At 47.0% G+C, this 22,207-nt stretch carries 19 protein-coding genes; 10 read left to right on the top strand and 9 right to left on the bottom strand.

From position 1 onward, the window contains the following. Positions 1–66 precede the first annotated feature (66 nt). Positions 67–1,029 carry a helix-turn-helix domain-containing protein gene (locus HQ393_RS13395; RefSeq protein WP_179355653.1) on the bottom strand — a complete coding sequence of 321 codons (963 nt, stop codon included), beginning with the start codon at positions 1,027–1,029 and terminating at the stop codon, positions 67–69. 120 nt (positions 1,030–1,149) lie between these two features. Between HQ393_RS13395 and HQ393_RS13390 the strand changes: the two genes are divergently transcribed. Next, a complete protein-coding gene (locus HQ393_RS13390) occupies positions 1,150–1,677 on the top strand; it encodes a cysteine hydrolase family protein (protein ID WP_179355652.1) in 528 nt (175 codons plus the stop codon). A 29-nt stretch (positions 1,678–1,706) separates the two neighbouring features. Here HQ393_RS13390 and HQ393_RS13385 read toward each other — a convergent pair whose 3' ends face one another. Continuing rightward, complete coding sequence (locus HQ393_RS13385; RefSeq protein WP_179355651.1) at positions 1,707–2,588, bottom strand: LysR family transcriptional regulator; 882 nt, start codon at positions 2,586–2,588, stop codon at positions 1,707–1,709. A 122-nt stretch (positions 2,589–2,710) separates the two neighbouring features. On the opposite strand from HQ393_RS13385, the gene HQ393_RS13380 reads away from it, so the two are divergent. Next, positions 2,711–3,355 (top strand): NAD(P)-dependent oxidoreductase, encoded by a 645-nt coding sequence (locus HQ393_RS13380; RefSeq protein WP_179355650.1) that lies wholly within the window; start codon positions 2,711–2,713, stop codon positions 3,353–3,355. Positions 3,356–3,369: 14 nt separating this feature from the next. Here the strand turns inward: HQ393_RS13380 and HQ393_RS13375 are convergent, their stop codons facing one another. The 3 genes from HQ393_RS13375 to HQ393_RS13365 form a co-directional block, all read right to left on the bottom strand. Further along, positions 3,370–4,263 (bottom strand): fructosamine kinase family protein, encoded by an 894-nt coding sequence (locus tag HQ393_RS13375; protein ID WP_179355649.1) that lies wholly within the window; start codon positions 4,261–4,263, stop codon positions 3,370–3,372. A gap of 457 nt (positions 4,264–4,720) precedes the next feature. Continuing rightward, the gene (locus HQ393_RS13370) at positions 4,721–4,951 is read right to left on the bottom strand and encodes a hypothetical protein (protein WP_179355648.1); all 231 of its coding nucleotides are present in this window, start codon (positions 4,949–4,951) and stop codon (positions 4,721–4,723) included. Then, a complete protein-coding gene (locus tag HQ393_RS13365; RefSeq protein WP_179355647.1) occupies positions 4,920–6,629 on the bottom strand; it encodes an anti-phage dCTP deaminase in 1,710 nt (569 codons plus the stop codon). The genes HQ393_RS13370 and HQ393_RS13365 overlap by 32 nt, the downstream gene beginning before the upstream one ends. Before the next feature lie 1,411 nt (positions 6,630–8,040). Here HQ393_RS13365 and HQ393_RS13360 point away from each other — a divergent pair. The 4 genes from HQ393_RS13360 (at position 8,041) to HQ393_RS13345 (ending at position 12,149) form a co-directional block, all read left to right on the top strand. Beyond that, the gene (locus HQ393_RS13360; protein ID WP_179354934.1) at positions 8,041–8,691 is read left to right on the top strand and encodes a hypothetical protein; all 651 of its coding nucleotides are present in this window, start codon (positions 8,041–8,043) and stop codon (positions 8,689–8,691) included. Between the two features lie 91 nt (positions 8,692–8,782). Next, positions 8,783–10,192: a DNA primase family protein gene (locus HQ393_RS13355; RefSeq protein ID WP_179354933.1), complete on the top strand. Its 1,410-nt coding sequence runs from the start codon at positions 8,783–8,785 to the stop codon at positions 10,190–10,192. Between the two features lie 318 nt (positions 10,193–10,510). Further along, positions 10,511–10,945 (top strand): hypothetical protein, encoded by a 435-nt coding sequence (locus HQ393_RS13350; RefSeq protein ID WP_179354932.1) that lies wholly within the window; start codon positions 10,511–10,513, stop codon positions 10,943–10,945. Positions 10,946–11,156: 211 nt separating this feature from the next. Then, the gene (locus tag HQ393_RS13345) at positions 11,157–12,149 is read left to right on the top strand and encodes an SEL1-like repeat protein (protein ID WP_179354931.1); all 993 of its coding nucleotides are present in this window, start codon (positions 11,157–11,159) and stop codon (positions 12,147–12,149) included. 882 nt (positions 12,150–13,031) lie between these two features. Here HQ393_RS13345 and HQ393_RS13340 read toward each other — a convergent pair. Next, complete coding sequence (locus HQ393_RS13340; protein ID WP_179354930.1) at positions 13,032–14,717, bottom strand: recombinase family protein; 1,686 nt, start codon at positions 14,715–14,717, stop codon at positions 13,032–13,034. A 931-nt stretch (positions 14,718–15,648) separates the two neighbouring features. Here HQ393_RS13340 and HQ393_RS13335 point away from each other — a divergent pair. The 3 genes from HQ393_RS13335 to HQ393_RS13325 all read left to right on the top strand — a co-directional run bounded on the left by HQ393_RS13335 (position 15,649) and on the right by HQ393_RS13325 (position 18,433). Further along, entirely contained in the window at positions 15,649–16,803 is a 1,155-nt protein-coding gene (locus tag HQ393_RS13335; RefSeq protein ID WP_218871174.1) for an ABC transporter substrate-binding protein, read from the top strand. 2 nt (positions 16,804–16,805) lie between these two features. After that, on the top strand, positions 16,806–18,071 hold the full coding sequence (locus HQ393_RS13330) for a GGDEF domain-containing protein (protein ID WP_179355646.1): 1,266 nt from the start codon (positions 16,806–16,808) through the stop codon (positions 18,069–18,071). A 158-nt stretch (positions 18,072–18,229) separates the two neighbouring features. After that, positions 18,230–18,433 (top strand): DUF2061 domain-containing protein, encoded by a 204-nt coding sequence (locus HQ393_RS13325; protein ID WP_179355645.1) that lies wholly within the window; start codon positions 18,230–18,232, stop codon positions 18,431–18,433. Positions 18,434–18,715: 282 nt separating this feature from the next. On the opposite strand, the gene HQ393_RS13320 is transcribed toward HQ393_RS13325, so the two are convergent. Next, a complete protein-coding gene (locus HQ393_RS13320; protein ID WP_179355644.1) occupies positions 18,716–19,261 on the bottom strand; it encodes a carboxymuconolactone decarboxylase family protein in 546 nt (181 codons plus the stop codon). A gap of 297 nt (positions 19,262–19,558) precedes the next feature. Here HQ393_RS13320 and HQ393_RS13315 point away from each other — a divergent pair, with 297 nt between their 5' ends. Then, positions 19,559–20,539: a TDT family transporter gene (locus HQ393_RS13315; protein ID WP_179355643.1), complete on the top strand. Its 981-nt coding sequence runs from the start codon at positions 19,559–19,561 to the stop codon at positions 20,537–20,539. 4 nt (positions 20,540–20,543) lie between these two features. Here HQ393_RS13315 and HQ393_RS13310 read toward each other — a convergent pair whose 3' ends face one another. Continuing rightward, positions 20,544–21,134: an IMPACT family protein gene (locus tag HQ393_RS13310; RefSeq protein WP_179355642.1), complete on the bottom strand. Its 591-nt coding sequence runs from the start codon at positions 21,132–21,134 to the stop codon at positions 20,544–20,546. 412 nt (positions 21,135–21,546) lie between these two features. After that, positions 21,547–22,122, bottom strand: coding sequence for a lipid-binding SYLF domain-containing protein (locus HQ393_RS13305; protein WP_218871171.1), 576 nt, complete (start codon positions 22,120–22,122; stop codon positions 21,547–21,549). Positions 22,123–22,207: the final 85 nt, after the last annotated feature.

Genomic DNA, 22,207 nt, shown 5'->3' with positions numbered 1-22,207 from the left:
AGATTGTGGATAAATTTGTGGATAAAAAATAGGCCCAGATTAGCCATTTTGGCCCTAGTTTTACTGCTAGGTAGTACCGCGAAATGTCTGCCGCCAAACTTGCGGCGATACCCCGAATTGCTGCCTGAAATGGTGTCGCAGCGAGACTGGCGAGCCAAAGCCGGCTTGCTCGCTGATTTGCTCAATATTCAAATCGCTGCCTTCGAGCAGGCTTTGCGTCAGCGCCAATCGCTCGTTGATTAGCCATTGCCCTACGCTGAGGCCATAAAGCTGTTGAAAATGCCGTGTAAAGGTGCGCCGACTCATGATTGCTTTGGCTGCGAGGCTATCGAGCGTGTGTGGCTGCGCCAGATTTAATCGCACCCATTCAATCAGCTCGGCCAGCCGTGAATCGCGCGCCGTGCTGGGCAGCGGTTGCTGAATAAACTGACTTTGCCCGCCTTGCCGGTGCGGCGGCACCACGAGTCGACGCGCGACAGCGTTGGCAGCGCTCACGCCATATTGGCTGCGGAGCAAGTGCAAGCAGCAATCGAGCCCCGCTGCCGTGCCCGCCGAAGTATGGATGCGGCCATCATCGAGATACAACACGTCGGCATCGAGCCTGACCTGCGGAAAACGTCGCGCAAAATCATCGGCAAACGCCCAATGCGTCGTCGCCTTTCGACCGTCGAGCAGCCCCGCCTCGGCCAGCACATACGCACCCAAGCACAAGCCCACCAAATGCGCACCGCGCTGCGCGGCAACCACAAGTGCGTCGAGTAAGGCTTGGGGTGCTTGTTCGGCGGGATTGCGCCAGCTGGGGATAATGATCAGATCGGCCTGCTCTAGCGTGGTCAGATCATACACATTGCCAACCGTAAAGCCTGCCGAGGTGCGCAATGGTGGTGGATCGATGGCGCACACGCGCAAATCAAAACGCGGGGCGCCGGGGTGATTTTCGCCAAATACCACGCACGGCACCGATAAATGGAAGGGGCTAATCTGATCAAATGCAACGACGGCAACGATGGGCAGCGGAGAGTTGAGCATATCGGCAAACCATGACAATGGATTGGCCCAATCTTAGCGTATTTTGGCAATCAGGCCACTGTGGGGGTTTTACCTGCCGCCAGATAATCATTGCTCACCCACCCAGTTCGGAGCATGACCATGACTCAGCCAAGCCAACGTGCCTTGTTAGTGATTGATTTGCAGAATGATTATTTCCCTGGCGGCGCATTTCCGCAGTGGAATACCGACGCCACTTTGCTGAATATCGAGCAGGCGATGGCCAAGGCCAAAGCGGCGGGTACGCCGATTATTCATATTCAGCACATTGCCGATCCAACTAGGGGTATTGCTCCCTTCTTTAATAAAGACAGCGTTGGTGCAGAGATACATCAGCGGGTATTGGCCGCCGCGCCCGATGCGCCCGTCGTGATTAAAGCCTACGCTGATGGGTTTCACCACACCAATCTGGAGGCGACGCTGCAAGAGCTGGGCATTACCGAGCTATTGGTCTGCGGCATGATGACGCAAAACTGCGTCACCCATACGGCCATCTCGAAAGCCGCCGAAAAATATACCGTGTCGATTCTGGCTGATTGCTGCACGACGGTCAGCGAGATGATCCATCTAATCGCGCTGAACGCCGCATCGACTCGCGTGCCATTGGTCAATAGTGCTGACGTTTTATGATGCAGCTGATTGCGACAGCGCGCGCCGCTTTACAGCGCCAGCTGTGCTTTCAGCGCCTCGATCGCGTAGCGTACCTTGGCCGGTTGCGCTTCGCGGCGGGGGGTGACGGCGTAGATCGCGATACTGGGTAAGCGCCATTCGGGTAACACCACCATCAGTCGGCCGTCATTGATCGCTGTGCGTACTTCGGGCTCAGGCTGGATCGCTAGCCCCATTCCCGCCAAGACAAATTCGCGGGCCGAGACAATATTATTACTCACAATGCGCGGCGTGATCGTTGGCTGGCAACGCTCGCCATTGGGGTGGATAAATACAAAATCACTCCGCCCCGCCTCAATGCCTATCCATTGCTGCTCGGCCAATTGCGATGGGTGCGCAATCGGCGCGATGCGCGCCAGAAATTGCGGCGCTGCGACCAGTACATTGGGCCAATCGGCCAGATGCCGTGCGACGAGGCTAGAGTCTTTTAGCTCGCCCGCGCGCAGCGCCAGATCAATCCGATTACCCACCAGATCGATCATTTCATCGTGAAAAAACAGCCGCAGCGACAGTTGCGGGTGCGCTTTGAGTAGCGGCGCTAGCGCCTGACTAATCAAGGGGCCCGCAAAACCTGTCGGTGCCGAGAGCCGCAGCTCGCCCACTGGCGCATCGCGCAGCTCGGTAATGCGCTGCTCGGCCAATTGCGCCGCCGCCAGCATATCGGCGCAGCCCTGATAAAACACCGCGCCCGCCTCGGTGAGCGTCAGCTTGCGCGTCGTACGGTGCAGCAAGGTCACATTATGCTGCGCTTCGAGCTTGCTCAAATGCTGGCTGACTGCCGACGGCGTCATGCCCAGCGCCTTGGCTGCGGCATTCATCGAGCCTAATTCCACCACCCGCGCAAAAATCGCCATTCGCCGCAACGCATCCATCTTGTACCTACTGTTAAGTTTTACTAAACAATGAATGCCATTTTTGGCGGATTATCAGCCTGATTGCAAGCAATTATGATGAACCCACTTTCAAATCATTTATTACTGCAAAGGAATACATCATGAAAATCGCTCTGATCGGTGCAACTGGTTTTGTCGGCTCAGCCATCTTGCAAGAGCTCGCCAATCGCGGCCACCAAGTCACTGCCGTGGTCAGCAATATTGCCAAAGTGCCAGCGCTGGCCAATGTCACCGCCCGCGCCAGCAATGCCTATGACGCCGCCGACATCGCCGCCGCTGTGGCGGGCCACGATGCTGTGATTTCGGCCTTTAACCCCGGCTGGGGCAAGCCCGATATTCAAGCGCTATTTTTGCAAGGCCACAACGCCATCGTGGCGGGTGTGAAAGCCGCTGGCGTGGCTGATTTTCTGGAAGTCGGCGGTGCGGGTAGCCTGTATATCGCGCCGGGATTGCAACTGATCGACACGCCTGATTTCCCTGCTGAATGGAAAGAAGGCGCACTGGGCGCACGCGAAGCGCTGAATCTGCTGCGCGCCGAGAGCAGCCTGAAATGGCGTTTTGTTTCGCCACCGGTGTTCCTCGCCCCCGGCGAGCGCACAGGCCAATATCGCGTAGGCGGTGATGACGTGCTATTTGCTGGTGAGCAGCCAGCGGGTATTTCGGTGGCCGACTTGGCGGTGGCGATTGTCGATGAAATCGAAACGCCAAAACACATTCAACAGCGCTTCACCGCCGCCAGCGTCTAATCCCTAGCGACAGGTCAAGCGCGCAGCAAAGTGGCAATCATCTGCCGCGCTTGGCCTTCGTAGCCGCTGCCGAATAAATTCACATGATTGATAATGTGATACAGGTTATACAGCGTCTTGCGCTGCGCGTAGCCCGCATCAATCGGCCACGCCGCGTGATAGGCCGCCATAAAGCGCGGCCCGAAACCGCCGAATAACTCGGTCATTGCCAAATCGCACTCGCGATCGCCAAAGTAGCAGGCGGGGTCAAAAATCACCGGCGTACCATCGGCCAGCCCCGCCGCATTCCCGCCCCACAAATCACCATGCAGCAAGCTCGGTTGCGGCGTGTAATCGCGGAAAAACTCGGGCAATTTATCGAGCAACTTAGCGCCCGCAGCGCCAAAATCACAGCCATTGTGTCGCGCCAATTTGAATTGCGGCAGCAGTCGTTCATCACGCCAGAAATCTATCCAACTCTGATTCCAGCGATTACTTTGCGGCGTGCTGCCGATGGTGTTATCAATATCCCAACCAAAGCGCGGCGAGCCCTTCGTCAAACCCGTCGGCGTAATGCGATGTACCCGCGCCAAAGCCGCCCCCATAGACTCTGGATCGGGCGAGCCGGCCATCGGCAAATATTCGAGTACCAGCCAAGCCTGCGCGCCACTCACCCCATCCGCAATCGGCTGCGGCACACGCATTCCCTCCCCCAGCGCCACCAGCCCCGCCGCCTCAGCAACAAACATGTGATGCAAAGCCGCGCGATTGGTTTTCACAAAATACTGCCGCGTTGAGTCGGCGCGATCGCTGATCACAAACGCCTCATTAATACAGCCCCCACCCACGCTGCGTTGTTGCTTCACGTGAAACACCGCGCCGGTGGCGGAGGTGATGGCAGATTCGAGATCGGTGATGAGATTGGACATGGTGGCCGTCGCCAGCAGGATGGAATGTATTGATTGTAGTGCGCAGGTGTTGAGCGTGTTTTGCGCCAAGCTAAGTAATTGATGCGGATTTTATTGAAGGGAAATGATTGACCCGGCTTAAGAATAATCACCTCAGTGCGGCGTAAGGCCTAATCACCGCTTTACGTTGAATACGCCTTAACGTGCTGCGCGGTGCCCGAGCTGCCGCCCGCTGTTGAGTTTTACTAACAAGTGCATCTGTATCAGTACCTATATTGAGTTTGATAATGCCCAGAATGGTTTTTTTGCTTGATTGTTGTTCGCGACGCTCAATTGCGATGGGGTGGAGTATTGCTGGCTTAGGCTGAGTGGGATTGTGTGGTGTGTGGGGTATGTGGCGTGAGTGGTTGATGGGAGTTGGTTATCGGGCGATACGTTAATGTAAGAAGCCCCGCATAGCGGGGCTTCTTATTGGGTGTTAATTATATTTATCAATAATTTCAATTGCTAATCTTGAGATTTCTTCAATCTCTTTACGATTATTTATTCTTTTTTGCTCTGATATCTTTTCAAATAAAAAAATAACATTTGTTGGTTTTTTTAATTCATTTTTGTCTACAGTCTTAAAGTTTTTGATTAATTCTTGCTCTTGGTTTTCGGAGAAATCTTTGCCAAAATCAAGAATTAGCTGCTGATACTCCTTTTCCATGATCGTTACTCCAAGTTTTCGATTTTTCAAAATCTAGCCTGCTTTCTGATTTTAAAATTATTGTTTCAAGTGCAGGTATCGATTCCATATTTGTTTCTGTCTTTGGTTTTGCTGAAGTGATTTCATCAATTTTTAGATATTTACCTTCACTATCTTTCCTTTTTCTTTTCATTCCAAAAAAGAAATAAAACCTAGATGGTGCAACTCCTTCATATGGCATTAATGCCACAAGTTTACGATCTTCTGTAGCGCTCTCTACGAGGGAGTCATCATGAAGGTCAATAGCTAATGATTTTTTATATGGTTCCATATAATAAACTTCAGATACCCCTGATGCAATTATGTGTTTAGCACAGTTGTGACAAGGGTACGTCGTGCAGTATAACACGCTATCTTGTAGATCTCTACCTGTTCCAGATGCACGGATGATCGCATGCATTTCTGCGTGAACGGCACGTGAAAACTCTATTAAATCTTTAACCTTCGTTTTTGATAGAATCTTATCTAAAGTTATGCTTTTATTTGCAAGAATTTTGTTAATCAAATCAACAGATGCGGACCCTGAATTATCTTGTGCATCAATATAAGCAGCAGCGCTAACCAACCAACCTTTAATTGATTTTTCAATTTCATCCTTCAGCATATTCTTGTGTAAATCATTTCTACAAAAACCTGCTCCAGTAGGGTGACTGTGGCAACGATTGTCCCATGTGTTTAGAATATCAGCAGATTTTGTCCGTCTTGGTACGTCATTCCAGCCTGTAGATATAATTTCACCATTTTTATCAGCAATAGCTGCACCAACCTGACGTGACATACATGCAGAATTTTTAGCCGCTGATGTAGCTGCAAACATTGCATTTTCAGCAACAGTTGGAGTGCTAATTCTCTCCTCGAATAATAAGGTTAGAAATCTAGAGATTTTAGCATCAAGTGTTGCCTCGGTTTCCATGCGAATGAAATAATCGGATGCTTGAAATACCTTATGCATTTGTTGGCCGTTATTGATCTCTTCGCCTGAATCAATGTCAATTATCTTATTTAAATCTTTGTCGTCTTTGTTTTTTGTAAGTGTTAGCTTTCTTTGCTCTATTGGACAGACAATTCCAATCTGAAAAAAAGAATCACCATAAACCTTTCGTAATAGCTTTAATTCACCTTCATTTTTTATTGAGTTAATGATGTAGCAATGTCTTCTGCTTCTATTTATTTCTGCTTGAAGTGCGTCTTTTATTTCAATGTCTTCAGCGTTTTCTAAGGACTCTTCTGTGAGTGAAGGGTTTTCTTTTCTTAGATTCTTCTTTGCGTTAATTAATCGCTCTCGTAATATTTGTGACACAACTTTCTTTGCCAGATAGTCGTGTCCATTTTCCTGCCTTAATTTATTGCCTGCTTCAATTAATTTTAGTTTGCATTCAATGGTTGGTGGGTTTTTAACTTCAATCCCGCATTCTTGCTTGATATAATCGCTAATTTTTATTTTAGTTGGTTTGTGATAACCATAGCCTGCTAAAAATTTGCTGAGTGTATCTGAGACATTATCCAGTGGTGATCCAACGGGCGCACATAACGCGATTACTAATTCTTCTGTTAGGGTGTCATCTGGACCTTGAGGGCTAAATTTTTTAAGTTTCATTCTAATTTGCTCCTCCTCAATTACTCCTTTTACTAACTCCATGATTTACGCTACTCCTAGCAGTACGTTGCTGCATGATGTAGAAAGTAATACCGTAGTATTATCCTATATACATAGCACGATAGTTATTAAGTTTGCGGGTTGTCTTTTGGCTGATTTGCGTCGAATACTGCTACCGATTGTCTGATTGCAGAATCATAACCATTTGCAAACTTAGCGTCAGCTATTTGGATGGTTTTTGTTGGCTTTGTTGATAAAAAGCTAATCTAGAGGGTCTAGTTCTGGTGTGCAGTAGTTTTGCGTTTGAGCTGGATTGACGGCTGTGCGCTGCGGCACTTACTTCTCTTGCTTCTCCATTGAGTCAATAAGTACATCAAAATGTTCCGCAACAATTGAATAAAGCCCGAGGAATTCCTCGGGCTTTAAAGTTGCCATGCCATTACTTGCAAACTATTTGATAGCTACCACGCTATCAAATTAAGAAAAACTACCGCCAAGCAATTTTTCCGTACAACAGAACATCGATTCTCTCTTGCCATTTTCTTTCCCACTACAACGGCCAAGTTGTAATCCTGCGTCGCAGGTATCTTGTTTGCACTTGTGAAAGTTGCACAAACAATATTCATATCACAATGAACGGTACTCAAAAATTCTCCCCCTCCTTCTTGCATTCACTGGTGCCAACCAGTGTCCAGCGCAAGCTAGGAGGCTCCCGAGTTAGATAAAGACTACATGCGACTATTTAGCGTCTGGCTCCATCAACAAATTAGTGTGACTCACACACTCTGCGTATTTCAGAGGCCCAATGTTACGAACGGCTCCCTTACTCATCTGTTGACTTCAACACCATTTCCTTAAACGCAATCATAGTCTCGGCAATGCACCCTCGAAGGGTGCAACTTCATGCTTAAGCTATCCAGAGACCTTCAATTTCTCGAAGTGCCGATTCTTCCAGTTTTCACCTCCGAACCCTCTACGATTACTCGCAGCTCATCAGCCCACACGTGCCGCATGCGTTGCCCAGTTTCCCAAGGCCCCACAGCTCCGACTTCACGGAGTTTCATACCTTATCAGGTCTGCATCTGTCACCAGAGCAGCCGTTTCCTCGTCGCCCAACATTCATGTGTATTCGGTCGAAAGACAGCATTTCAGCCGTCCAGCGCCGGTCGTAGCGTAGCGAGCACTATTAGATGCACTACGCTTCGGCAAGAGAATTTTCATTGACTGGCTAAGTCAATTACTTAATCCCGATTTGGCAAATCAGGATTTACTTCGATGTTAGCTTTCATTTAGTGGCAAATAGTATAGACAATGAAATTCAATCTCCTGATTCTATGTAACATTATTATGGTGTTCTTATCAGTTGTGAAATTTCGCATTATTTTTATGCGTGAGTTCGATTATTTGGTGAAATCACACATATACTAATTTTCATCAAATAAGGAGGAGTCACATGGAGCAAAAAACCACATATCAGCCAAAAATATTCAGATCAGTAGCCGTATTCTTGCAAGCAATTCAACTACAGGCATCAAGAGGTTATTCACATTTTATAGAGGGCGAAATAGACGAAGAAAAAATTAATGCGTTCATGATCAAGATGCATGAAAAATTTAGCTGCTGTGCCAGTCATGTACAAAAATGCAGAAATAAGAAATTAGGAATTGCTGGCACATGGCTGGCATTCGTTAAGACCGCCAATATGCCAAAAGCAAAATGGATAATATTGGTTAGTGGTGGCAACAAAGAAATTGGTATATGGAAGGAGGAGTTTCTATATCCAATTAAAAGACTAAATGCGTTCGGCAGGTATGAACTTAGAAAATATTATAGGTCATCTGATAATAAATACAGCTATAGCTGGCAATTGAATGAAAAAACCTATGGACTATTAGTCAATACGATTAAGTCTCACCAGCACAGCAAGAGCAAAATGCAATTCATACTTGATAGAATCGGTAAATTGCCCGGCTTCCATTTGCTCAAAGAACAAAAATCCGAATTAGTTAAAACTCGCACAGCAACGGCGGACAAATCGTTTAGAGAGCAATTGATCTTGCCGCCAAAATTGTTTTTTACAAGATTTATGAAACACGAGCAATAAGTAAGAATGGATGCAGTAATTAGATAAGATGCAACCATTAAGAATTTAAATGAATATCGAACAATAATTAAACCACAAGGAGATATATATTATGAAAAATAAAGTTACCAGAGAATCAATTGACTTGCAGTTTGCTAAAACGCTAAAGGAGAGCGAGTATTACACTACAGGTGGAGTCGTATATAAATGGACAGGAAGCCATTATCAGGCTCAAACTCAACTCAATCTTGAAAATGCAGCATTGAACTTCTTAATTGAAAATTTTCGAGATAAAGCTACGGCAAATAAAGCACGAGCATGTACAGCCCTATTAAGGGCATTCCTACCAAAGCTACCGATATCTCAAATAACGGACGCATGCATCCCAACTGAGACTCAATATATTGCTGTTGGCTGCGAAGGCGATGCAATGGGCGTTAAATCCCTAATGCCACCAGACAAAAACCGTGCAATGACTTATGCGATTAATTGCGACTTCGATGAGAAGCGTAACTTTGAAGGTAGTAAATTTCAGAAGTTCATCGAGCAGATTTTACCTGATACTGAGATCAGGCAGTTGGTGCAGGAGTACATCGGCTATTCCTTACAAAGCAAGCTCAATTATCAAGTTATGCAGCTTTGGTTAGGATCAGGAAAAAATGGCAAGTCAACACTACTCGATATTGTTTGCCAGTTACACCAAAAAACATGTGCACTCGAATTGGATAGATTGGATCCGCAGCATTTACCAAATGTCATCGGTGCAAGTTTGTGCTTCTCGGACGAAGTTCCAAAAAGTGGCATTAATGAACAAAAATTGAAAATGCTCATATCAGGTGGTGTTGTAGAGGTAAAGATTTTGTATAAAGATCCAGTTTCGTATGCATCGCATCGAAAATTCATTGTTTGCGCGAACCATTTCCCAAAGGTGAAGGATCAGTCGAATGGATTTTGGAGAAGGCAACAGATCATCCCTTTCAATGCCAAAATTGAAAAACCAGATCCATTGTTAGCAAAAAATATTATTACAAACGAGCTGAATGTAGTATTGAATTGGGCAATTGAAGGCCTGATTCAGTTAATCAAGAGAGGGCAATTCATCGTACCTAAAGCAGTTCATGATGCTATTGAGGAAGCAAAAACTAGCACAGACAGTGTCAGATCATGGATTAAAGACACAGGGTTAATTGTTAGTATGCGATCACCTATGAGGTATGAATGGAAGCAAGGCTTCTACAAGTGCGATGAAAAATTCTTGAACGATGAAGGGCACTATGAAGCTAATCAGAAATTTGATAGATCTTACATCGGTTGGTGCAAAGCAAACGGAAATAGCCCAGTCTCGCAGAAAGAGTTTTGGTCAAGAATTGCGGCATATTTTAAAGAAAGTGGCGCTGAATTTACCGAAAGCACCAACCGAATCATCAAAGGTGATGCATGGAGCAATGGAAGTAATTATTGCGACAGGAGGCGAAGGCGTGTCAATTTGATGCAGCTGGATCCATGCGCAATTCCATTTTAATTCTAGAAATTCGCACATCCATGCTAGCTATTTTTAAGCAAAAATTATTGGATCAGACTCAACGCGATTTGATATCGCGAAACTTATTTTGAATTCTTGTTCAAGTTTGAGCTAAGTAAATGAAATGTACTTAGCTCTCTTACCAATTTCGCCACTGGTAAGCGAAGGTTGGTGTTAGCATTTAACACATCGGTGTAAACTAATCATCCATGCTTGCTGTTTTTATCTAGCTTGACCCTAGAGAGTAGGTCAGGCATGACAAATAAAAAGATAAACCTGTGTAAGTATATTTGAAATTAACTGACTAAAGGATGTTGTATGGGTTTGTTCGATATCTTCCGTAAGAAACCAAAAACAGCATGGGATGCACTAAATGAAGACCCCGTATTTCAGCAGCAAAAAGAGCTATTCGAAGCAATGAGCCTTATGTGCGAGGATGGGGTTGATGCTGATGAGCTGCCAAACGGTCAAGGCGAATTTGGCGTAACACCTTCTAATCCGATTCCTTGCAAGACAATTTTTGGTAGTACTGCATATCTAGGTTGCCTTCGTACACCTGACGGAACCAAGATTGTTTATGAACGCGTTGGTTCATTTGGCTCTGATGCATCCCCCCATCCTGTAGATGCTTATGAAATATCACACCCTAACGGTGAAAAATTGGCAACACTCTTTATATCTCCTTATCAAAAACGTATATCTGGTAAAGCTCCTAGAGGTTTCAAACTTGCCAATATTGAATTACTTAACTAAGACTTGAAACTACTCGATTGCCAGAATAGTGCTGCTGTAGTTGTAACTTATAGCCTATCACTCATGCATTAGATATATTAGAATTAGCACTATTCAAAGTAGCGCCATTTAGCCCACTTTAAGACAATAGAAGTCAAGAGGCGACCTGAAATAATAATTATTTTTATATTTTAAATTTTTTAAGAAAATAAATTACTTGGATTAGATTTAAATGTTGAGTTACATTTATTCAAAATTTTTTAGTCGTAGATATAGCTCTGATGATATAGAGAATTGCATTTGTCTTCTTGAAAATGGAGATAAAATAACTGCAATTAAAAAACTAAACAAGCTGACTACTCGCGGAAATTTAAAAGCGGATGGGATCCTAGGCGAAGTATACTATATAGATAATTATCTAAACGACGCTGTGTATCACTTCAAACGCTCTAGGTTGTCCAATGATACAAATTTAATTTGTTTGTCAAATCACTACTTGGGACTAATTTTCAATAACAAAGCATATGAACATTATGATCGTGGTTTAGCTTCTAGGTATTTTTTGAATGCCGCATTATGGGGACATATTCCAGCTGCTGTGGAATTAGATATTAGCCGTGAACATTTTACTAAATATTATAACGAAAGGCCAGCTAATGATATTCTTGCTCATTGGGTGGGAGACTCTGCTAAAGAAGGCAATCCTCATGCCCAACTTACGCTCGGTATAATATTTTTACTTGAAATATTTTCCTGCATTGATTTTGATTTAGCAGAGGAGTGGTTACTGCGAGCTACATCAGCCCAAGATGGAGAAGCAGAATATTATTTAAGTGTATTATATGGTTGTGGTTGTGGGCATGACATTTCACATATTCATTACAATGCATATAAAGATAAAGCGGATACCGAAAAATCAATAACCTATTTAATACGTGCAATGGAGCATGATAATTGTGATGCATTTGAGCATGCTGCATTCCTATTTACTGTCGGAAACGAGCGGTTTAAAGAAAATATATACCTATCTTACGCTTTGTGTGCACTACTTATGAAATTAAGTGAAGGTCGGGCTAGCGATCGGATTCAATCACTTGGATTACACGAAAGTATAAAAATAACTAATGCAGCTGAAATGGCAAAGGTTAAACATTATGTAGATGCCATAAAGGATAACGGCATTGCTAAGGTTATTTTAGATGCAATTGATGATAACGGCTCATAGCAACTAAGTTGTAAGATCTATCCCCGAGCATCTGAACAAGTAACTGCACTTATTGAAATTGCAATTAAGTTGTAAACCCAAGCTATGTCGCATCGTGCCGATAGGCGCTGGTGGATTCCAATTTTTGCAGCACTAACAGGCGTAGTTATTGGCACATAAATTAAATCTAATGTTCTCAATGGTTTCATTTAATGTATTTAATCATGCAACATGATGTAATATACTATTCTACAAATCAACGGACTGACTAGCGATTGGCAACCAAGGTTAATAATGTAACTGATATTTTATGTACGGGCATTTAACCAACGAAAGCATGTCTTTTTTAATGAAGAGATGGTTGTTTAAGCTATCAGCCCATCACACAGTTTTCACACTGTTAGATACAGCACTTACACGGGTGCAACCCTCGTTAAATATCACTTACACTGATTACACGGCTTTTTTTATAGAAAAAATATATATTAAGTTAAAGCCTTATTTATTTCTCACCTTAATTCAATAGACCTCACCCCTTATTTTTTTCTTGGATGCGGTTTTGTATTGGTTTTACTCGAAAACTTTTTCTCGTAAAACCCCGTGTTTGCCGTGTGCCACTTCAAACACTTAGACTGTACTTACAGGTTGCCAACGTTGGTGGCATTAGGCATGAGCACTGCGGGGGTATAATATACTATAGAATTGATTAGGCTCGGGTGAGAATTCATAATATATGGTTATCTAAAAATAAATTTGCTCAAGCATTATGAATTAATAAAAATCTTGGCTATACAATATTAGGACAGTAGATTCTCTTAGCATATCTATGTGATCGTTTGATTTTGATTTTTATAGATTTTATCTATCGGCATCCCCCCTCAAACAGGGGGGATGTTCGTTGCGTCAAACAATATCCATTAAAGAGCGAACTCCATAGACGGGATCATCAAACGTCATTACTGAATATTGTAATTTAATTGTGCCATCTAGCTGATAATTAAGTATAGGCTGGCGATGCCTGCCTTTTTCTAGATTTAGGATTATTTGTTTCTTCATGTTTGGGTTACGTTTTAAGATTACTTGAGCCGTTTTTTCATTCCCATTAATGATAATTTTGTCAATCAGCGTACGAAATTCTAAATTAAGTTTTGCCCTATAATCACCTTCCGTAGGATCGTACAATTTCGCTAAATACTCATGGGTTCTATTTCTTACGTCTGAATAGCTTTCACCGCTTGTTAAAATACTACCTTTAACGCTCTGGAGTTTTTGGACTTCCATTTTTAATGTGAGTAGCTTTTCTTCCGCATCAAGAACCTTTTTTTCTAGCGCAGCCAATTGAGCAACTAGTGCATTTGGAGGTTTTATTCCAGCATTCGTGGTCTCTAAAAATACCGCTTCAAGTATTTTTAGAGAATCATTTCCTGTAAGTAACGCACCTTCATGTTCTCGAATCTCAGCTTCAATTCTTTTGATTTCAGGTAGATTCATCTGCTGAATGTTAATCGAAAGCAGTAGCCAGACCAGCTTTTGCTCAATATACGCATGGTTCAAAGACTTACAGGTCGTGATCTTCTGACGCCGACTTCTACATTCATATGATGCATAGTTTTTCAACGTCTGACGATGAGATCCTTTCCTTCGTGTAATTGAAGCACCACATGAGCACTGCAGTAGGTGTGCAAGCACATTGTAAAACCCAGCATCTCGACGGCGGCCAGTACTACGAATTTCCACAGCATGCCGTGATTGATTGAATAGTGCCTCTGAAATTACGGATGGGTAGTAATTATGGATAACTAGTCCAGAGCTAACCTTTTTGGATTTTGAAGTTTTATCAGATAGTCTTGGGGCAAACTCCCCAAGAACAGATCGACTAGTCAAAATTCTGTAAATCTGAGCATCAGTAAAAGGTCTTTTAGGGTATGCCCAATTCTCTTCATTGGCCTTGTGTGATATTGCAAGTGATCCCAATCCCGCCGCGGAATGCTCAAAAATTTTGCATATCGTTTCAGCAAATTCTGGAACAAGCTCAAATTTTGTATCAACTTTAGTTACCCATGCAGGTGTTTTGCCAAAAATAGGTTCTGGTCTATCTGAAATTAAAGCTGCATCTCGACGCCGATTCCACGCATCACGGATGCGCTTAGACTTAACCACACTTTCTTCATGTGCCCGAGCCATACTTATAAGACTAACAAGCAATGGAGTAATTTCGCTTAATGACTCCCGCGTGAATATGCGTCTATCAATTAAAGTTACAACAAGAATGCCTGCATCAATAATTTTTTTCAGTAATTCCAACGCTTCTAAAGGTTCAGCTCTACTTAAACGATCAAAGTTTTCAATTAATAGATAACTTCCAGATTTGATTTTTCCATCAAAAACCGCATCCAAGAATGCCCCTAAACTCGCACGAAGATTGGAGGCATCAAACCCTGAAACCCCCAAGTCACGGAAACTATCAGGGCATAGCTCAACTCCATTTTCAGCGCACCATCGGCGTGCTTGCTCAGTCTGGCGTTCAAGTGAAGCTCCTTGAATTTGTCGTGAGTCAGAAAAACGAATATATGAATAAGCAATTGCCATTGTTGCCACCAAGTAGTAAATTTTATGTACTTATTATATATATGGCTCGCCAAGAGAAGTAAGCAAGAGAAGGCGACCCGGGCGAAAAGCGCTCCGCGCAGCCCTCACCTCGTCGCGAGCCAAACGATAAAACAGTTTGTCTCGCTCCTCACCTCGGTTTTCGCTACACGGGAATTCAAGCCCCAAACCGACCATCGAGGCATATACCTGCCGTGGTGTTGCTCTGAAGTTAAATATTTGATTGATCTTGCTTGATATACCCCGTGCATATTAAGTCCGCACTCTGCGGTCTGGGGCTTTAATCCCCTGTCGCCCCTCGCCGAGGGAGTGGAGGGAGACAAACTGTTTTATCGTTTGGCTCGCGACCGACTGAGGCGTGGCGAAGCTTGGCAACTTGTTGCCTTAGCGTAGACCGTGGCCTAAGGCTAGTAGCCCGGAGGGCCGCAGGCGGGGGGCTCCTTTGGGGTGTTGGGGGCTTTGGAGAAGCAAAGCCCCCGACCTGTCTGCGCGGCGGAACGCGCATCAAAACGTCGCGGCTTAGCCGCATAAAACCAAGCTCGCATAGCGAGTTTTGCGGCGCCTTGCCAATTGCCGGACGGACGGGGTTTCGCGTCGATCGGGCGCGTTGGGGTCATCAGGAGCAAGGCAAGACTGACTGGCCTAAGGCCACGGCCTGCGCTAAGGCAACAAGTTGCCAAGCTTCGTCACGCCTTGCTCGTTAGGCGGGCGAAACCGCCGGTTTATCGCCTGCGCAGCAGGCCAATACCACACTGGCAAATGCGCCAGCAGGCAAATACCACGATGATCGAGCGTGCAATAAACTTTGACTATTTGGCCTCGAATTTGGGCTTGAAATTACCCCGCCCCATCGTCGGGCTAAATAGTTTCCCTAGCCTAGACTGTGCATCAAGCGTTGATATGCCATGATAATATGAGCCGATTAATCAATGCTTTAGCTGCCATTCATGGCGTGAAGGTTTTTGCGATGAAGCGATGGTCGTATTTATTGAGCTTGATCTGTGCTTTGCTGATGTCGCCGCCGCTGTGGGCGAGCAATATTTTGTTTATTAATCCGGGCAAGCACGATGAGCTGTATTGGCAAACGGCCAGCTCGGCGATGCAGGCGGCGGCGCGGCAGTTGGGCTTTCAACTGGAGGTCAGCTACGCCGAGCGTGACCCTTTGCGCATGGTTGAAATCGCCAAGCTCGTCGCGGCGCGTGCCCCTCAACAGCAGCCTGATGTGGTGATTTTTAGTAATGATCATGGCTTGGGCCCTGAAATGCTCAAGGTTTTTTCTACGACGAAGATCAAGTGTTTTATGGCATTTAGCGGTATTTTGAGCGCAGATGATCGCTATTTGGCTGGCGTTCCGCGCGACAAATATCCTCATTGGTTGGGTTCTTTGGTGCCCGATGCGCATGATGCGGGTTATCTGACGGGCAAAATGCTGTTGGCGCAGGGGCGCAAAGCCAAGCTCTACGCTGCGGATGGCAAATTGCATGTGTTGGCGATTGCGGGTGATCGCTCTACCCCCAGCTCGGCGCAGCGCAATTTGGGGATGAAAAAGGCGATCGCCGAAAGCGCTGATGCGGTGCTCGATCAGATGGTGTATGCCAACTGGCAGCAAAGCAAGGCGATGGAGCAGGCGAGCTGGCTGTACGAGCGTTACCCTCAGGCCAAGCTGGTGTGGAGCGGTAGCGATCTGATGGCTTTTGGCGCGATGCAAAGCTGGGAGGCGCGCGGTGGCGTAGTAGGAAAAACGGCGCTGTTTAGCGCGTTTAATTCGTCGCCTGCGGCGATGGCGGCGATGCAAAACGGGCGATTAAGCGCGCTGGCTGGCGGGCATGCGCTGGCAGGTGCGTGGAGTTTGGTGCTGATTTACGATTATTTGCATGGCAAAGATTTTACCGAAGGGCTGGAAATGGAGCGCCCGATGTTTGGCCTGATTACGCCGCAAATGGCGCAGCATTATCAGGACCGTTATGGTTCTCAGCATTTTGCCGATATTGATTTTAAGTCGTATAGCAAAGCGCTTAATCCTGCGCTCAAGCGCTATCAATTTTCACTGGACACGTGGCTCAAATAGTTATGCGTTTACCCCGTTTTCAATCGATTACACGACTGATTATTCAGCAGATTGTGCTGGTGTCGGTGCTGTGCGCGACCTTGGTCGGTGCGATACACGCATATATGATTTATCGCCAGAGCGAGCACCAATACCACGATACGCTGGATGCGATTGCCACGGTGTATGTGCCGCAATTGGCGCTCGCCATTTGGGATATTGAGCCGACCAGCATTCAGTCCGCTTTGCGTGGCATGGTTGATCTGAATGACGAGATTGGGTTTGTGCAGCTCGATTTGCTGGCGGGTCGGCATTTTGAATATGGCTCGCGCCAACGCGCTGGCAATTTGCCCGCACATTCATTTCGCATATTGGAGCCGGGGACGAGCAATCATATCATCGGGCATTTGGCGGTTTACCCCGATTCCGCCGTCTTATATCGCATGCTGCTGATCAATGTCGGCCTGAGTAGCTTGGGCTATGTGATTTTGGTGACCTTGATTTGCCAATTGGTGCGGATTATTTTGCGGCGGCATTTGCGCGAGCCGCTAAAAGAGATCGCGAGCTTTGCGCGTGATTTGGATGCAGAAAAACTGCTTGTTCCTTTGCAATTATCGCATCGGGATAATGTGATTCCGAATGAAATTGATATGGTGGTGGCGGGGTTTGATGTGCTACAGGCCGAGTTGAGCCGGCATATTCATCATCTGGATGCTTTGGTGAAAGCCAGAACCGAAGCGCTCGAAGAGGCTTTGGCCTCGATTAGCCAGCTGTCGATCACTGACCCGCTCACGGGCTGTTACAACCGGCATTATTTGAATAATCAGCTTGAGCATCTGTTTGCCGATGAAGCCGCAGCGCCAGTGTCGCTGATTTTTTGCGATATCGTTTTTTTCAAACGCGTGAATGATGAATTTGGCCATAAAGCGGGCGATGAGGTGTTAAGCGCCGTGGGGCAGGTTTTGCGCCAAGGGCTGCGCGACGACAGTGATTGGGTTGCTCGCTATGGCGGTGAGGAATTTTTGATCATTTTGCCGCGCACCGATCTGGAGCAGGCGCAGCATATTGCCGAGCGCTTGCTGGAGGAGATACGCGCGCTGAGCTTCCAATTTAGGGCGCAGCACTTTCAAATCACCGCCAGTTTTGGCGTCGCGCAGCAGCGATTGCAAGAGTCGGCATCGCAATTGTGTGAGCGCGCAGATCAATTATTGTATGAAGCCAAACATACGGGCCGTAATCGCGTGTGTGGTGAGAATTGGGCTGAACATCGCGTTGGCCGTGGCGCTTGATGGTTATGTCCTGTAGTTGGCGGCAATCGAGCGGCTAGCGCAAGCATAGCGCAATGCTATCGGGGCAACACAGAGAATCAATTCGACCTTTCAAATGATAATGATTATCATTGGTGCATCAATAGTTTGAATTGGCGCTGTGCCAAGGAGTGCCCAAAATGATCAAGACCATCACATTTGCCTGCGTCCATTTTAGTGTGGCGTTTAGCGTGGCGTATTTCATCACCGGCAGTTTTGGCATGGCCAGCGCCTTGGCTTTGATCGAGCCGATGGTCAATACCGTGGCGTACTTTTTCCATGAGAAAGCATGGGATGCCTATCGCTCCGGGGGAAATATCCTGCATCTCTTTCGTGCTGGCTAGGGCATGTTCAGATTATGTGTTGATATGAACAGTACTTGGTTTGACTAGGAAAAACGATATTCGTAGGGTGGGTTAGGCTAAGCCGTAACCCACCGGTACGCTGCTTTTCTTTATGTCGCGTCACGGTGGGTTACGCCCTAAGGGGCTAACCCACCCTACGATTCTTGTTATCAACCCGTTATCTGAACATGCCCGCTGGCTAATGGGTATATCGTCAAAGACATTTATAGCTAAAGATTTGCTGCTTATACCCAAGGGCTGCTATGCCCTTGGGTCGGTCGATTAGGCCGTGTAGGCAGTGACCAGCGGGAAATCAATCGTCGTTTGCACGACTGAATTCACATAGTTGGTTAGCGTGTTCAGCGCGACATAGCTCACGATCTCGATTATTTCAGCATCGCCAAATCCTGCGGCTTTGACTGCGGCGACGGCTTCGTCGCTGACATGGCCGCGGTGCTGCGCCACATTAACGGCAAAGCGCACTGCCGCGTTGGCTTTTTCATCGCCAGATTGACCATGGCGATTGGCTTCAATTTCCGCTGCGCTCAATTGAGCGACATTCGCGGCCAGATAGGTGTGCGCCGACAGGCAATAGTCGCAACGATTAAATTCGGCGATCGCCAATGCAATGCGCTCGCCGGTGCGGGCGCCAATTTTGCTTTTGCCCAATGCGCCATTCAGGCTGAGATAACCTTCCAATGCTGCTGGGCTATTGCCAACGACTTTCATCAAATTGGGCACCACGCCGAGCTGTTTGTTGACGGCTTCGAGCAATGGCAGTGAAGCGGCTGGCGTTTGTTCAGTGCTAGGGATATGCAAGCGAGTCATGATTATTCCTTTCATCTTTGGGGTTTACAGTGAGTGGCTCGTCCGTGCTTGGCGAGTGAATGCATTGTGCCTAAGATCAAAAAATCAAAGAATAGCCATTTATTTGAATTGATTATTTCATTATATTGAATAATTGCAGCCTGGCCGCGACGCTATATTTGACGGTGCTGCTGAGTTTGGCGCATGGTGTGTGCGAGCGCGCACAGTATCGTGCAGCTAGAAATGTGTATTTATTCCCTCCGCATATCTGATGAATAGATTTAATATGGATATGTATTGATTTTTTGGATATGAGCCATGAGCCCACTCAGCATCAATAATGTTTCACAGCGATTTCGCGATCTACCTACGCCGATGGCGGGTTTGGCGCTGGGCATTGGTGGCTTGGGCATGTGTATCGATGCCGCATTTAAATTCGGTGGGCGTTTTGAGCTGTTGACTATGACGATCGTCGGGGTGTTATTGCTGTCGCTCTGTATTCGCTTTGCGATGCATTACGAGACGCTGAAGGCGGATTTGAAGCATCCGGTGATTGGCAGCGTGGCACCCACCTTTGCCATGGCGTTGATGGTATTTAGCCACGGCGTGCATTATTTTTTACCGGCGTTTGGTACGGCGATCTGGATGACGGCGATTTTGCTGCATGTGTTTTTCTTGGTGAAATTTATCCGCTATCGCCGCCGTGATTTCTCGCTGCATCATATGGTGCCCAGCTGGTTTGTGCCGCCCGTGGGCATTGCGGTGGCCGCGGTGGCGTGGGCGGGCCAGCCTAGCGATTGGACTTTCCTGCCCGCTTGGCTGTGTATGGCGTTTGCGCTGGCCTGCTATGTGGTGATGATGCCGCTGATGTTTTATCGCCTGATGTTCCGTCAGACTATCCCCGAGGGGGCGCAACCGACGATCGCGATTTTGGCGGCGCCCGCTAGCTTGACCTTAGCGGCTTATTTGAATGTGGCCATCAACCCTAGCCCGCTGATTGTGATAGTAATGCTGGGCTTGGCAATGACGATGACGCTGATTGTGTATGGTGCATTTATCCACTTGTTGCGCCTGCCCTTTTCACCTGGCTATGCAGCGTTTACGTTCCCAATGGCGATCGGTGCTACGGCGCTGTACAAAGTCGAGGCGATCTTTGTGCAATGGAAGCTGCCCGCCGACCTTATTCATCAGGTGGATGTGCTGGGGCGCATCGAGCTGGGGATTGCAACTGCGGTGATTTGCTACGTGGCGGTGCGCTATACGCTGTATTTTGTGGCGCGTTTTCGGCAGGCCGAATAGCCGCTTAGTCGGTACTGAGCCAGCCGATTTGCCCGTGGCAAGATTCATTCAATTGCGCGATTAGCGCGTCGGCCACATCGGCAGTGACGGCGAAGCGAAAAATCACCTGACTGCCGTGTTCGACTTCTAATTGTGTCGCGGTATAGCTCGCTAAAGCTCGCCGGATATGACCTTCAAGCGAATACGGTACGCAACAGCGCAATGCGCTCATCTTCAGGAGTGGTATTTTCTCGGCCAGTAACAGCGCCTGCGCGACCGAGTCGGTATAGGCGCGCACCAAACCACCCGCCCCTAATTTCACGCCACCAAAATAGCGCACTACCGTTGCCAGTACGCCTTCCAGCTCTTGATGGCGCAATACATCGAGCATCGGCCGCCCAGCGGTGCCCGATGGCTCGCCATCATCGACCGCCGCCGATTGCCCGCCCGCCAGCAGCGCCCAGCACACATGCGCTGCCGTCGGGTGCGCGGCTTTGAGCCCCGCCACAATCTGCTGCGCCGTCGCGCGGTCGCACATCGGCTGCACACAGGCGATAAAACGACTTTTTTTGATGATCAGCTCGTACTCGGCAGGGGCTTTTAGGCTAAAGGGCATGCGGATAACTTGGTAAAATTAAAAAAGCCAGAGGGTGAGTCTGGCTTAGGGTCTGTTGGCGTTTGGTTTCCAGTCGCGCTGAAGCGGGTTTTGCGATGAATCAAGGCGTAGATTGCGCAGCATAGCATTCTATGCAAGCGAGCTATAACACAGAGTCATCGCAAAAATCGCCCAGCCCTCCGGGTTTGGCTGCTTTTGACCTGACCCTGCGTTGCAAAAACCTTGCATAGAATGACTATGTTACGGTTTTTGCGCCTAGTTTCAGGTCAAAATCAGCACAAACGCGATCTGTAAACCAAACGTCAACAGACCCTAGTGGAATGATACTCCCCGCTCGACCAACCGTGCCGTGTTTTTGCGCACCGTTGGCCAGTGGGCTTGTGCCATCTAGTTGTCGCAAGCGGCAAGAGGCTTAATTAAGCTCATCATTTTTGTAGTATTTAGTGCCTTTACCCGTCAGCTCCAAAGCCAGACCCTTGTCGGTGAGTTGGTACATCCACACGCCCGGGCTCACCGAAACCGCGCCCTGATAGCTCACACCCGTTGTGCCATTTTTGGCGGCGGCAGTCCCCTGCCCGCTAAAGCTCCAGCCCGAGTTGATAAATTCATTGAGCACTTTGCTATTTTCAAATACAAAAATCACACGAAATGATTTCACGCCAAAGCCCAGACCCGCTTGCACTTCAAGCATTTTCATAAAGGTTTCTTTGCGGTCACTATTGTTGACCGCCAGACCAGTGCCTGAGCCGCCGCCGGCAAAAAGTATCTTCATGCCGAAATTGCTAAATACCGCATATCCAGCCGCCGAAGAGATGGCTTTTTTGGCATTGGGGCTGACCCGATAGAGATCGGCAAGAATAGTTTGCGTGTTCTTGCGAATTTCTTGGCGCTGTTGTTCGACTTGCGCTGCTGTAGGGGCTGCTGCACTGGCAGTTTGAACTGCAAGTCCACACAGTAAGCTCGTGGTGACAAAAAGGGCTTTGAACATAAATTGGATTTCCCGATCGTGAAGGCGATTAGCCTAAAAGACAGTCAAATTTCTGCTCAATCCCAGATTAGCTGTCATTTCCCAG

Origin of the sequence: Chitinibacter bivalviorum (assembly GCF_013403565.1) — a bacterium.
In the GTDB taxonomy this organism is placed as follows: Bacteria; Pseudomonadota; Gammaproteobacteria; order Burkholderiales; family Chitinibacteraceae; genus Chitinibacter; species Chitinibacter bivalviorum.
Note: the sequence above shows the minus strand (reverse complement) of the source record. Positions and strands in the feature narration are given on the sequence as shown.